At 35.8% G+C, this 14,140-nt stretch carries 8 protein-coding genes; all 8 read left to right on the forward strand.

The annotated features are described in order from the left end of the window. Positions 1-716: 716 nt before the first annotated feature. The 8 genes from OWO01_RS10645 to OWO01_RS10680 all read left to right on the forward strand — a co-directional run bounded on the left by OWO01_RS10645 (position 717) and on the right by OWO01_RS10680 (position 14,137). Positions 717-1,583 carry a TetR/AcrR family transcriptional regulator gene (locus tag OWO01_RS10645; RefSeq protein WP_268780441.1) on the forward strand — a complete coding sequence of 289 codons (867 nt, stop codon included), beginning with the start codon at positions 717-719 and terminating at the stop codon, positions 1,581-1,583. A gap of 40 nt (positions 1,584-1,623) precedes the next feature. After that, positions 1,624-2,496, forward strand: coding sequence for an efflux RND transporter periplasmic adaptor subunit (locus OWO01_RS10650; RefSeq protein ID WP_268780442.1), 873 nt, complete (start codon positions 1,624-1,626; stop codon positions 2,494-2,496). Next, positions 2,493-5,570, forward strand: coding sequence for an efflux RND transporter permease subunit (locus OWO01_RS10655; protein WP_268780443.1), 3,078 nt, complete (start codon positions 2,493-2,495; stop codon positions 5,568-5,570). Before OWO01_RS10650 ends, OWO01_RS10655 begins: the two co-directional genes overlap by 4 nt. A gap of 275 nt (positions 5,571-5,845) precedes the next feature. Further along, positions 5,846-6,928 (forward strand): MraY family glycosyltransferase, encoded by a 1,083-nt coding sequence (locus tag OWO01_RS10660; RefSeq protein WP_268780444.1) that lies wholly within the window; start codon positions 5,846-5,848, stop codon positions 6,926-6,928. Between the two features lie 275 nt (positions 6,929-7,203). Further along, positions 7,204-10,992 (forward strand): N-acetylglucosaminidase, encoded by a 3,789-nt coding sequence (locus tag OWO01_RS10665; protein WP_268780445.1) that lies wholly within the window; start codon positions 7,204-7,206, stop codon positions 10,990-10,992. 386 nt (positions 10,993-11,378) lie between these two features. Beyond that, entirely contained in the window at positions 11,379-12,542 is a 1,164-nt protein-coding gene (locus OWO01_RS10670) for a glycosyltransferase (protein WP_268780446.1), read from the forward strand. Then, positions 12,539-13,318: a glycosyltransferase family 2 protein gene (locus OWO01_RS10675; protein ID WP_268780447.1), complete on the forward strand. Its 780-nt coding sequence runs from the start codon at positions 12,539-12,541 to the stop codon at positions 13,316-13,318. Before OWO01_RS10670 ends, OWO01_RS10675 begins: the two co-directional genes overlap by 4 nt. 42 nt (positions 13,319-13,360) lie before the next feature. Beyond that, complete coding sequence (locus tag OWO01_RS10680) at positions 13,361-14,137, forward strand: ABC transporter permease (RefSeq protein ID WP_268780448.1); 777 nt, start codon at positions 13,361-13,363, stop codon at positions 14,135-14,137. Positions 14,138-14,140 lie beyond the last annotated feature (3 nt).

Consider the following 14,140-nt stretch of genomic DNA (forward strand, 5'->3'; position numbering starts at 1 on the left):
CGAGGCAAAGTAGTCCGAAAAAGTAGTTGATTCGGACAACAATGACTCCAAGCGAGGCAAAGTAGTCCGAAAAAGTGGTTGATTCGGACAACAATGAACCCAAGCGAGGCAAAGTAGTCCGAAAAAGTGGTTAATTCGGACAACAATGATCCCAAGCGAGACAAAGTAGTCCGAAAAAGTGGTTGATTCGGACAACAATGATCCCAAGCGAGGCAAAGTAGTCCGAAAAAGTGGTTAATTCGGACAACAATGACTCCAAGCGAGGCAAAATAGTCCGAAAAAGCAGTTAATTCGGACAACAATGACCCCAAGCGAGGCAAAGTAGTCCGAAAAAGTGGTTGATTCGGACAACAATGATCCCAAGCGAGGCAAAGTAGTCCGAAAAAGTGGTTAATTCGGACAACAATGATCCCAAGCGAGGTAAAATAGTCCGAAAAAGTGGTTGATTCGGACAACAATGACTCCAAGCGAGGCAAAGTAGTCCGAAAAAGGGGTTGATTCGGACAACAATGACCCCAAGCGAGGCAAAGTAGTCCGAAAAGAATTTAGATTCCCTCCATCCCCCAATGATAATAATTGCAAGTAACACATTTTTTCTGTACACTATAAATTGACTGACCGGTCATTCTATAATACAATGAGTTTTGTGTGTTAGATGTTAAGTACCAGAGATAAATAGTAGCTTTCTATCATTAATAAAAGCGAGGTGAAACAAAGTGAACGAAAAAAAGAAGCGCATTCTTGAAGAAAGTATGAAGTTGTTTTCGAGGAAAGGATTTCACGCTACTTCCATTCAGGAAATTGTTGAGCAAAGCGAAGTGTCTAAAGGTGCGTTCTATTTATATTTCTCTTCTAAAGATGAGCTTAATATCGAAATAATTAAATATTATAGTGAACTGGTTTTTGGTAAATTAGAAAAAATTCAACAACAAGATATGGAAAACCGAAAAAAACTTCAAGCCCAAATACAAGTACTCATTGATATCATTAGTGAGCATAAAGAATATGTCATGATGTATCCGAGAGAGCTTGTTCATGTTGGAAAAGATATCGATCAATTAATTCAAGATTCGAATAAAAAAAGTTTTGAATGGATGAAAGCTAGCTTACTCCAACTTTACGGGGCTAAAATAGAACCGTATATCATTGATGGAAGCATATTGTTAGAAGGGCTTTTACACGGATATACGAAAGCAATTGTCTTTCATAATATACAAATTGACACAACGGCACTGTCTGAATTTATTGTCGATCGATTGGATGATATGATTCAAAACATGTTACATAACCATGTCGAGCCACAAGTGAAGTGGAGTCAATTGTCCTATCCGAGAGTAAAAGAGGAGACGAACACAAGTATAAATGTACAAGACCAAATCTTACTTGTGAAAAAACAGATCGAACAAACAAATATAGAAGAGCAACAAAAAGAGCAACTAAGAGAAGTGGTTGAAGTTATTGAGCAAGAATGGAGAAAAGAGCGAACGAACATGGTAATTGTCCGAGGAATGCTTGCAGAACTTGCTCAAATAGAATCACTAAAAAAAGCAACAAATCAACTGAAGATCTCAATGGGTGTTTAAGTAGATACAAGCATAGACAGATTATTCGGGAGGGAAAAAAATGAAGAAATTAGGATGGATATTAATCGCAGCACTATTTTTTATCGCAGCTTGCACAGAAGATACCGAAGAGACAAATGAAACGCAGGAAGAACATGTTGTTTCAGTAGAGATAGAAGAAGTAACAGAGGGAAATGTAACCATTGAAAAGACCTTTTATGGTCGTGCAATGCCTGAAGAGATCACACCGGTAATGGTTCAAACGATGGGGGAAGTAGAAGAAGTACATGTAGCAAACGGTGATCGTGTGGAAGAGGACGATATTTTAATCACAATCATTTCTTTTGAAACTGGTATGGAAGTCGAAATCACTGCACCGGCTGATGGGCAAGTAAGTGATTTGTCTGCATCAGAAGGTAGCATCCTTTCAACAGAAGAACCGGTAAGTATGATTGTTAACTTAGATGAATTAACGATTACAGCTGATGTGACGGCGACAAATGTCAATCTATTTGAAGTCGATCAAGAAGTGGATATCCATTTTAGTGGTGATGAAGATCGCTCTACTGCAACAGTTGTAGAAACATCATTATTACCTGGTGAGACAGGACTATATGAAGTTACCCTAACGGCAGAAAATGCAAACGATTGGAAAGCAGGTATGGTTGCGACAATTTTCTTAACAGAAGAAACGATATCAGATACATTGATTATTCCAACAGCAGCACTGATTGAAGATGATGGTGAACATTATGTCTTTGTTGTAGAAGATAATCGCGTAACACGAACAGAAGTTACCATTTCAAACCTTCAATCAGATATTACAGCGGTTGATGGGGAGATTGAACAAGGTGATCTTGTTGTTACAAGTGGGCAGTTAACGTTAAGTGATGGTTCACAAGTAATAATTGTAGGGGAGGACGGTGAATCGTGAGGCTAGTAGAAACGTCCGTAAAACGTCCAGTTGGGGTAATTATGATTGTTTTGGCAATTATCGCGACAGGATTTATTTCATTACAAAATCTATCCCTTAACTTAATGCCTGAAATTGACTTGCCGATCGCAATCGTGCAAGTTCCATATGAAGAAGCGGCGCCTCAAGATGTCGAACGTCAAATAAGCGAACCACTAGAGTCTGTGTTAGGTACAATTGAAGGGATTGAATCGATTCAAACACAGTCAAGTACAGGTTCTTCGCTTGTTATTTTAATGTTTAATATGGGAACAAACCTAGACAATGCACTACTCGAAGTTCGAGAACGTGTCGATCAAGTATCCGGATTTTTACCAGAGGATGCAGGGAATCCGAATGTGATTCGAATCAATCCAAATCAAATGCCAGTCATGTCGGTTGCTTTGCGAGGAGAAAATCTAAATCGTCTTCAAGGGCTTGCGGAAGATCAAGTTCAACCAATGTTAGAACGACAAGCTGGTGTAGCGGATGTTTCCGTGCAAGGCGGTCAAAGTCGAATAATTGAAATTGAACTAGACGAAGCAAAAATGAATCAATATGGTGTTGTTGCTGAACAATTGATGCAAGCGTTAGGTCAATCGAATCAAGCAACATCAGCAGGTACAATTAGTCGAGGAGATCAAAACCTTCAAGTACGTGTCGATGGAACCTATCAATCCGTTGATGAAATAAGAGAAACGATCATTCAAACGGGTACAGGTGCGATCGTTCACATAGAAGATATAGCTACTGTTCATGATACATTTACAACCCCGGACACTACATTAATTAATGGCGAAGAAGCTGTTGTCCTTTCGATCATGAAACAATCTGATGCAAATGATGTCGATGTATCGGATAATATCATTGCTTCGATGGATCAAATTAATGATATGTTACCAGAAGGTGTTGAATTTAGTATTGTTACGGATAACTCAGAATTCACACGGCTAGCAATCAACTCCGTTGTGCAGAATATTTTAATCGGTGGGGGATTTGCCCTACTTGTATTACTACTATTTTTAAAGAGTGTTCGTGCTACACTTGTTATCGGTGTTTCGATTCCAATTGCGGTTATTACAACCTTCTCTTTAATTTACTTTACTGGAGAGACGTTAAATATTTTAACGATGGGTGGTTTAGCACTTGGTATTGGAATGATGGTCGATAGTTCGATTGTTATTCTTGAAAATATTGTTTCTTATCGACAAAAAGGTTACTCCAAGTTTGATGCTGCAAAACAAGGGGCATCTGAATTAGCGCCAGCAGTAATCGCATCAACGACAACAACCTTGGTCGTGTTTTTACCAATGGTCTTTGTTGGTGGGATTGCAGCAGAACTATTTGTCCCATTAGCATTAACCGTCGCTTATGCCCTAATTGCAGCCCTTGTCGTTTCGATTACGCTAGTACCAATGCTTTCCTCTAAATTACTTGGTGATTTGAGTGAAAATAACGGTCGAAGATACTGGTTTGATCGGGCGTTAAATCGATTTACAAATGGCTATCGTTCGATTTTGAAAAAAGTATTACAATTACGTAAGACAACGGTGTTTGTAACGATTGCTTTACTTGTCGGAAGTTTGGCCCTGATGCCAATGATCGGAATGGAATTTATGCCCGAAGGTGATCAAGGCCAAATTAGTGTAAGTGTAGAAACACCGGCAGGTACGTCTTCTCCCAAAACAGAAGAAATTGCAATGCAAGTAAATGAAGTGATCGAACAATATCAAGTAGATATTGAAACAAATTATGTGACGCTTTCTGGTGATGGTGGGATGCCAGGCATGATGATGGGACTCGGAGGAGGAGCTTCGAACGTTGCAGATTTTACTATCCAACTCGTTCCAGCTAATGAGCGTACACGCACGACTAGTGATTTCACTCAATTACTAAATGAAGAATTGCAACACATTGCGGGTGCAGATATTACCGTAAGCCAGTTAAACGACATGTCGATGGGAAGTGCTATCTCGATTGAAATTCAAGGTCCAGAACATGCGGTAATTAATGAACTGGCAGAGGAAGTGCTTGCAGAAATTGCGACGATTGACGGTGTTTATAATCCATCCACTTCGCTTGAAGCTACACAGCCACAAATGCAAGTTCGTGTAGATCGAGAAATTGCAGCACGTCATGGCTTAAATGAATCAGCAGTAATGAGCCAGATTGGTATGCGACTCTCTGGTCAGACGATTATGCGTTATCGTGAAGCAGGCGAAGAAATGGATGTCCGACTTGTCTATCCAGAAGCATCTAGAGAAACCATCAGTGATCTAGAAAATATGCGCATCCAATCACAGTCAGGAGCAGTGATTCCGTTAATTGAGGTTGCGAACTTTGAACAGACATTTGCTCCTGCTAGTCTAAGTCGAATGAATCAACAACCAACTGCAACGGTATCAACAGAAGTGTCTGGTGTAGATTTAGGAACAGTTGTAAACGCAATTGAAGAACGGTTAAGCACGTTTAACTTCCCTGAAGACTATCAATACAACATTGGTGGGCAAGCAGAAGATATGGAAGAAGCATTCACTGATTTAGCATTAGTGCTTCTCTTATCAATCTTTTTGGTATACGTAGTAATGGCTGTTCAATTTGAGAATTTCTTAACACCATTTATTATTATGTTTACCCTACCAGTTACCGTGATCGGTGTTATTCTTGGTTTGTTTGTCACGAATACACCATTGAGTATTGTTGGTTTTGTCGGAATCATTATGCTTGCGGGGATTGTCGTAAATAATGCGATCGTACTCGTTGATTACATTAATATATTACGTCGACGTGGAATCGAACGTTATCAAGCCATCTTAGAAGCGGGTACCACACGAATGCGACCAATTTTAATGACCACACTAACGACTGTACTTGCTATGGTTTCGTTAGCGCTCGGTTTTGGTGAAGGGGCAGAGATGCAACAGCCAATGGCGATTACCGTTATTTTCGGCTTAATCGTCTCGAGTTTCTTTACATTACTATTGATCCCAGTGGTTTACACATATTTTGATGACTTATCGGAGAAGATTAAAGGGAAATTTCGGAGAGTAGAATAAAAATAACCAAAAACAGGTAATATGTTATCATAAGCATATTGCCTGTTTTCTTGTGTAGATTAATAAGGAATATCTTTAATTATTCTTCATTTTGATGTAAGATATAGATGCGTATGTATTTGTAACAATTTCGTTGCTCATTCGTCTGTTTATTATAGGTATAGAAAAGGAATAAGAGAACTAGAGATGAGAGGAACTGTTCAATTAGTTTTGGTCATTCTATAGAAATTTCGTTGAGATAATGAAATAATTCACAGGTAAAGTAGGGGAAATAAATGAATACTACACAATTAGTTATTGCTTTTTTCATAACACTAATTTCAACGGTGTTATTCGTATATCCGATTAAAAAATTTGCGGTACGGTTTGGTTTTCTCGATCATCCCGCGGAAAGAAAAATCCATAAAAAAGCAACACCGCGTTTAGGTGGTTTAGCAATCTTTTTAGGTGTGGCGATTGGTCTGCTTTATTTGCGGCCATCTATTCCTGATTTTCTGCCAATCATCGGTGGAGCATTTGTAATTATGATCGTTGGACTGTTAGACGATAAATACCAAATTCGTCCAATCATTAAATTAACAGGACAATTAGCAGCTACAGGTATTGTGATCTCTGCAGGAATTGTCATTGATAAATTGACGCTTCCGATATTAGGTACGATAGAATTCAACAGTTTTTTTGCAATATTTATAACGGTCATCTGGATTGTAGGTGTTACCAATGCGATTAACCTAATTGACGGTTTAGATGGACTAGCCTCTGGTGTTACAACGATTGGCTTAATCAGTATTTTAATTATGGCGATCTCAGATGCTCAATTTGCTGTTATTTATTTAGCAACCGTGTTGATCGCAGGTAATATCGGCTTCTTGTTTCACAATTTTTATCCAGCAAAGATATACATGGGAGATACTGGATCGATGTTTTTAGGATATTCGATCGCGGTTATCTCAACATTAGGATTATTTAAGAATGTTACACTATTTAGTTTTATTATTCCAATAATCATCCTGGCTATACCTATTTTTGACACATTATTTGCTATTGTTCGTCGAATAATCAATGGAGATAATATTATGTTGCCAGACAAAAAACATATTCATTATCAATTATTGGCAGCTGGCTTCAGCCACCGCACCACCGTGTTAATAATGTATGGATTTGCAGCTTTATTTGGAACCATTGCCATCTTATTCTCTAGAGTTTCGACCGGAATAACGTTCCTCTTAACTTTAGCACTTCTCGTTTTATTGCAAATCTTTGCTGAGTTAGTAGGGGTAATCGGAAAAGGTAAAACACCGTTATTAAAAATGATGAAAAAAACGTATCATAAAGTGAAATTGAATGCAAAACTATGATAAAAGAACGGTACGGGGTTTGTGTAAAAACGCAAATCCCTTTTTTAGTTTCGTTATCAAATTAATTCCAGAAAAGTTTATTTGACAGAATATGATAGATTTCGTGATAAATATAGTTAATATTGTCTACGAACATTTTGTGTTTAGAGTGGAATTATAGTAATAAGTAAGTGTTTTTATGTTTATTTAGGTAGAAAATTGTCGGTTTAGTGTGAAAAAAGTCCTATAGAAATAACAGTATTAAAGTTTTATAATCTATATAAGGAGGTGTGGTATTGAAGTTAGTAACAAAAAAATTGAATATTATCTTAATCGTTTTCTGTTCGATCGGTATCATCTTTTCTAGTAACCTATTCGTAGTAGCAGCAGCGAATAGTTACTCCGAAACAGTAAATGTGTTTTTGTACAATGCATCATCACATCCGAACTCTTCTGATAGATTAAATCACTTTGTCGAAGGAGTTAGTAGATTTCCAAATGATGAGCGCTTTGTAAATGGTATTAATTCTAGTGCGAGTTCTTTGTTAAGTTGGGCCAAGTCACAACATGAAGCTGGTAATTTCTCTACAGCCATAAATCGTTATGAATTAATCTTATCAGCACCAGAATTAGAACAACTTTTAAGGGATGAGACGGAAGTTAGGTTAAACTATGCTCAACGTCGAGAACGTACCCCCTCAGCCGAATCGTTTTATGAGTCTGCGAGACAAACACATAATTCTTCGGATAAACTTATTATTCTTTATGAAGGCCATTTACTACACCCAAACTCAAATAAAATTGAGAGTTATATAAATGACAGTGCTAAGTCATTATTAAATTGGGTTAAGGGTGAACATCAAGGAGGAAATTTTGATGTTGCGTTAGAAAGATATGAATTAATATTATCATCACCTATACTGGATGATCGGATAAGATTGGAAACTAAGAAACGATTAAAATTAGCAGAAACGAAAAAGGTTATTCCTAGTGCTAACACTCTTTATAATCAGGCAACTAAACCGTCTAATTCTTCTGATCGTTTAGCTTTATTTGCCCAAGCCTATGCACTGTATCCAAGTAATAAGGACTTGCAAACTGGTATTAACGAAAGTGCTAAGTCATTATTTGATTGGGCAAGAAAACAAGATTATCAAACGGCTATTAACCGCTACAATCTCATCTTATCCTATCCAGGAGTTAATAGAAACTTGGTGAATGAAGTAAGAAATAGGCTAAGAGAGTCTTTCTTTCAAATGGCATTAAAGCATTCTAATTCTTCAGATAGAATAGCAGTTTTTAATCATGCTCTAGAAACTTTCCCTAACGACAGTGGTTTTACAGAAAGCTTGAACGAAGCTAGTAAATCATTACTCAACTGGGCGGGTACACAACATCTGAAAGAGGATTATCATACTGCGGCAGATCGATATGCTCTAATTATGAGTAATAGTAGCGTAAGTTCCAGAATTAAACAGGAAGCAAAATATAAATATGATTTTGCTAAAAAAAATCGTAGAACACCAGAAATGTATTATGACTATGCTACTAATCTATCGACATCATCTGAGAGGATTTTTGCGTTTGAAGAAGGATTCGAATTATATGGTAATTCAAGCCTGATAACTAAAGGAATGAATGAAAGTGCCTTATCATTATTTAATTGGGCAACTAAACAACAGGAAAATGGGGAATATCATACTGCAGCAAATCGCTATGAATTAATTCGCTCATCAACAGGAGTAAACGAAAAGTTGCAGAGTGAAATTATACCATTATATAAAGAGGCTCTTCTCGAAATAGCAAGAAAGCAAAATAAGCCCGATGAAAAGCTAACAACTTATATAACTGGATATAATTTAGACCCAAAAGACTCTCGTTTTAGTAACAGGATAAATTCAAGTGCAAGATCATTATTGACTCTAGCAATTAATGAATACAATAATGATCATAATAAAGCGACCGAGAGTTATCGTTTAATCTTATCAGCTCCGACATTAAATAATGATATAAAACGAGAAGTTGAAGCAAGATTAAAGTATGCAGAAAAAAATGAATCTATTCCAACTGCTAATACGTTGCATACACAAGCTACAAAACAATCTGATTCTTCAAGTAGGTTAGCTGCTTATGTAGAAGGGCATGTGTTGTACCCCGCCGATAGCAGGTTTAAAGATGGGATAAATGATAGTGCTCAATCACTATTAAATTGGGCAAGTGGTAAGCATGAAGAAGGTGACTATGAGACTGCTATTATTAGGTATAACAGAATTTTAAATGCTCCCGTTTTAGATAATGAACTTAGAACGGAAACAGAGTTTAAATTAATGTTAGCTATGAATAGTAAGGTTTTTAGCTCACTTGATAATATTCTGAGTGTAGCTAAGTCTCAACCCAACTCATCTGATAGATTGACAATCTATACAGAGGGAAATAAATTATTTCCAAACAACGAAGAAATTAGTACTGGTATAGTTGATGCGGCTAAATCCTTACTCAACTGGGCAAGTGGACAACATCGAGAGAATAGGTATGATGTTGCTATAGATCGCTATCAGCTAATTTTAAGTGCCCCTCAATTAGATAATTCAATCAAAAAAGAGACTGAAATTAAGTTGCAATATGCTTTAAACAATACAGTGTTTCCATCCGTAACAGAATATAGAAACCGTGCAAACAGGGAAACTAGTTCATCAAAAAAACTTGAAATATTCACAGAGGCGTACAGTGTTTACCGGAACAATAATTTGATTCAGAAGGGTCTGGAAGATAGCGCTAGGAGTCTATTAGAATGGAGTAAGTCACAACATAATAAAGGTGATTTTACGACTGCTATTGATAGATATACAACCCTAATTAACAACCCTTATTTATCAGATGCAATAAAGAATCAAGCTGATTTTTATTTGGATTCAGCCAAAAGTGGCAGTACATTACCTACTCAACAAATCACTAATTATAATCTTACACTTAATGAGATGATGAAGATACAAATGGGGCTTAATCCACCGCCGCAAACGGATAGATATAGAAGCAGTCCGGTATATGTAAGAACTTCTGATCTTCAATTCAGTGTAAGTGGCTCAATTACAGGTAGTGGGGTCAATGTACGAACAGCTCCAAATACTACACAAAATAATGTAGCTTATACTTTGAACAATGGAACAGCCTTTGAATTTATTAAAGAAGTATCTGGAACATCAGTGAGTGGGAATACAGTTTGGTATGAAATTAGATACAGAAATCAAACATTGTATGTTCATAGTTCATTAGCTAGTAAATCAGGGAATGTGGCTTCTACTGTAAGAGCTACAAATGCTTATGAAAGTCGTAATACTAGTAGTCATGTTTTCTATCGGCTTTCGAATGATACACAAGTAACAGTTGTCGATAAGGGGAACACATGGACACAGATTTCTGGTAGAGTTTGGAGAAATGCTAAAGAAAGTGATGTTATGACGTATCTTAACCCAGATACTCAAGACTTATTTCAACATTTAGTTCTTTCTTCAAGTTCCAATGTACCTAGTGGTCAAATAGACCGGGTGTTGGAAGGGAAAGGCGTGTTACATGGTCAAGGACAAGCTTTTATTGATGCAGGACGTGAACATCGTGTCAACGAAATTTACCTTATCTCTCATGCTCTTTTGGAAACTGGTCACGGCAGATCAAGTCTGGCGGACGGTAGTATTAGAGTAGGTAAGAATTCAGATGGTAACCCGGTTGTAGTTACTAGCTCTAATCAAAATAGTCTAACTGATATACAACCCGTATATAATATGTTCGGAATTGGTGCGGCTGATTCAGATCCTCATCGATTAGGAGCCATTCGAGCATATCGGGAAGGATGGAATACCCCGGAAAAAGCGATTGTTGGAGGAGCTAAATTTATAGGAGAACGCTATATTCACAACAGATATCAGCAGGATACTTTATATAAAATGCGTTGGAATCCAATTAACCCTGGATATCCACAATATGCAACTGATATGGGATGGGCAGCGAAGCAAGTCTCTACTATAAAAAATATGTATGACATGTTAGAAAATCCAACGATACTTTTTGATCTCCCATCTTTTAAATAATGATTTCAAATTAAAGGATATTTTTCATTAATAAGGTTGTCTCATTTTTTTGAGACAACCTTATTTTAATGTGCTGGGCATGAGTGCTCTATAGTGGAATAGTGTTGAACTGTGAAGGCAGAAGCAACATTAGACGGCGGTGTAAGGTAGGGAAGTTAATGACTTTCCCCTACCGATTGTCTTATTAAACCAAAAATATATAAGAAATTTAGCAACGATGAAATAAAATAAATTGGGCAAAGAGTTGTGTGGTAAACGATTATAAATACTGTAACAGAATACGTCAGTTATGCTCAAAGGATTATTTGTTATCTAGATACTTTCTGAAGGGAAATGTGCTATTATAGTACATGGTAAATATTTTACGATGTTAAGGGAGTGCTGTTGTGAGTAAGGCGAAAAGAGTAGTTCATATAACAACTGTACACCATCCATTTGATACTAGGATTTATCATAAAGAGTGTATGTCACTCAAAGAAGCAGGGTATGAAGTTTATCTTGTTGCTCCTAGTATTTCAGAAGGGTCTACAGCTAATAATGACATTAATATAATTCCAATTAAGAAATATAAAAATCGAATGTTAAGAATGCTAATCTCAACTTTCATAGCTTTTAAAGCAGCTAAAAAATTGAATGCTGACTATTATCATGTACATGATCCAGAACTATTACACATTGCAAAGTTATTGAAAAACAGTAAAAATGTAGTGGTATATGATGTGCATGAAGATTATGTCACGAGTATAATGCAAAAGAAATATCTTCCTAAATTAGTGCGTAAATTTGTTGCTAGTTGCTATCAGTTTATAGAAAATAAGCTCACTAAGAAAATTGAACTATGCCTAGCCGAAAAGTATTATTCAGAGAAATATCAGAAAGGCACTTGTATTTTGAACTATCCGATTATAGGTGAATCAATAGTTAACAGGGATAGAGATACTTTGAAATCGAATAATAGACTATTATATACAGGAAATGTCTCGGAAGATAGAGGTGCGATAATTCAAGCAAGGCTACCTAATATAATCAATAATATTTCAGTTGTATTTGTGGGGAAGTGCTCTATTGAGTTAGCAAAAAAAATGAAGGATATTGCTGATTATCAAGATAATAAGATAGAATTAATTGGAGTTAATCGTTTTGTGGAAAGAACAGAAATTGATGACATGTATAGAAATGAAGATTGGTTAGCGGGTTTAGCTTTATTTCCCCCCACTGATCATTATATGAAAAAAGAATTGACCAAGTTTTTTGAATATATGAGTGCTGGTATTCCAATTATATGTTCTGATTTTCCAGTGTGGAAAGCTTTCATTCAAAATCATAAATGTGGAATTGCTGTAAATCCATTTAATGATAAAGAAATAAAAGATGCAATTAAATTTATGCAGGAAAATCCGGAGCAGAGAAAAGAAATGGGTGAAAACGGAAAAAATGCAGTTATCAATGAATTAAATTGGTATACTGAGGAAAAAAAACTTATAAAATGGTATGATCAATTATGGCTACAAAAAGTTTCTCCCGGTAGAAAAAGAGGTGAAGAAAATTGACTAATCGTTTAAATGATCCTCTAGTTTCTGTAATAACGCCCACATATAATGCTCAAAGATTCATATCTAATACAGTTACATCAGTAATTAATCAAAGTTATTCTAACTGGGAGATGATATTAATAGATGACCATTCCAGTGACGATACTGTTAAAACTATAGAAGAATATTTACAAAAAGATCAGCGCATTAGATTAATAAAGAACAATAAAAATATGGGTGCGGGTTATGCTCGGAATATAGGGCTAGAAAATGCTCGAGGAAGATATATTGCATTTCTAGACAGTGATGATCAATGGTTGCCAGAGAAACTAAGTAAACAAATAAAATTTATGCAAGATCATGATTTAGCATTTTCGTATACGGCATACGAAAGAGTACACTATCGTAAGAATGGTGATATAGAAATCAAAAATGTTCGTGTGCCTAAATATGTAACGTATGAGGAACTATTAAAGAAAAATGTAATAGGATGTTTAACTGTTATACTAGACAAAGAACAAATTGGGGATTTTAGAATGATAAACATTAGGTCTAGACAAGATTACGCACTATGGCTCAATATAACAAGAAATGGATATAAAACTATGGGTATGGATGAGATATTAGCTCGTTATAGAGTAAGAAGAGATTCTCTATCAAGCAATAAATTTATAATGGCTAAACGGAACTGGTCAGTCTATAGGAAAGTAGAAAAACTAAGTTTGATTAAAAGTTTATGGTACTTTGGACATTATGTCGTCCTTAAAACGAAAGAATATCTAAGATATATTTAAGTAAGGTACTGAGATTCTTAAAATATGCAGAGGTGTCAAAAAATGAAATCTTATTTACAAGAGATAATAAAAAGAAAAGATCTATTGTTTTATTTAGTTAAATCAGGATTAAAAGCTGAACATAGAAATAGCTACTTAGGTTATCTTTGGTGGCTGTTAGATCCATTACTTAATGTCGTTATATACTATTTTTTAGTAGTGGTAGTACTAAACAGAGGTGGAGAAGACTTTCCGGTGTACTTAGTCATAGGACTAGTAACATGGAGGTTTACAAATTCATCAATAAGAGCTTCAGCAAAAGCTATAACTAAGTATGCTTCAATTATAAATCAAGTGTATCTTCCAAAAGCTATATTTCCATTTGCAGTTTCTCTAACACAAGTATTTAACTTTATGTTTGGGCTAGTTGTGATTGGTATTTTTCTAATAGCATTTCAAGTTATAATTAGTTGGCAAGCTATTTACTTACCCGTCATAATACTCGTGCACTTACTATTTTTATTAGCAGTAACAATGGTTATATCATTTTTTTGTGTTTTTATTAGGGATATCGATAATTTAATTAGTCATATTTTACGAATCTTCTTTTATACATCCCCAATTATATGGGAGAGTCGAAATCTACCGAGTCAAATTGCTTGGCTAGCTAAAGCAAACCCTATTGCAATCTTAGTAACATCGTATAGGGATGTTCTGATGTATCAATCATCACCCAATTGGCTTGGTTTAATATTGATTACAATTCTGTCTCTTTTAATGATTTTTTGGATGTTAAAGTATTATCAGGTGAATGAACATAAAATAATTAAAGCACTTTAATTT

This window comes from Natronobacillus azotifigens (genome assembly GCF_026805325.1).
In the GTDB taxonomy this organism is placed as follows: Bacteria; Bacillota; Bacilli; order Bacillales; family Amphibacillaceae; genus Natronobacillus; species Natronobacillus azotifigens.

Excerpts from the sequence above, each read along its gene's own strand:
- OWO01_RS10650 (WP_268780442.1), top strand. The coding sequence starts at position 1,624 with ATGAAGAAATTAGGATGGATATTAATCGCAGCACTATTTTTTATCGCA.
- OWO01_RS10660 (WP_268780444.1), top strand. The coding sequence starts at position 5,846 with ATGAATACTACACAATTAGTTATTGCTTTTTTCATAACACTAATTTCA.
- OWO01_RS10680 (WP_268780448.1), top strand. The coding sequence starts at position 13,361 with ATGAAATCTTATTTACAAGAGATAATAAAAAGAAAAGATCTATTGTTT.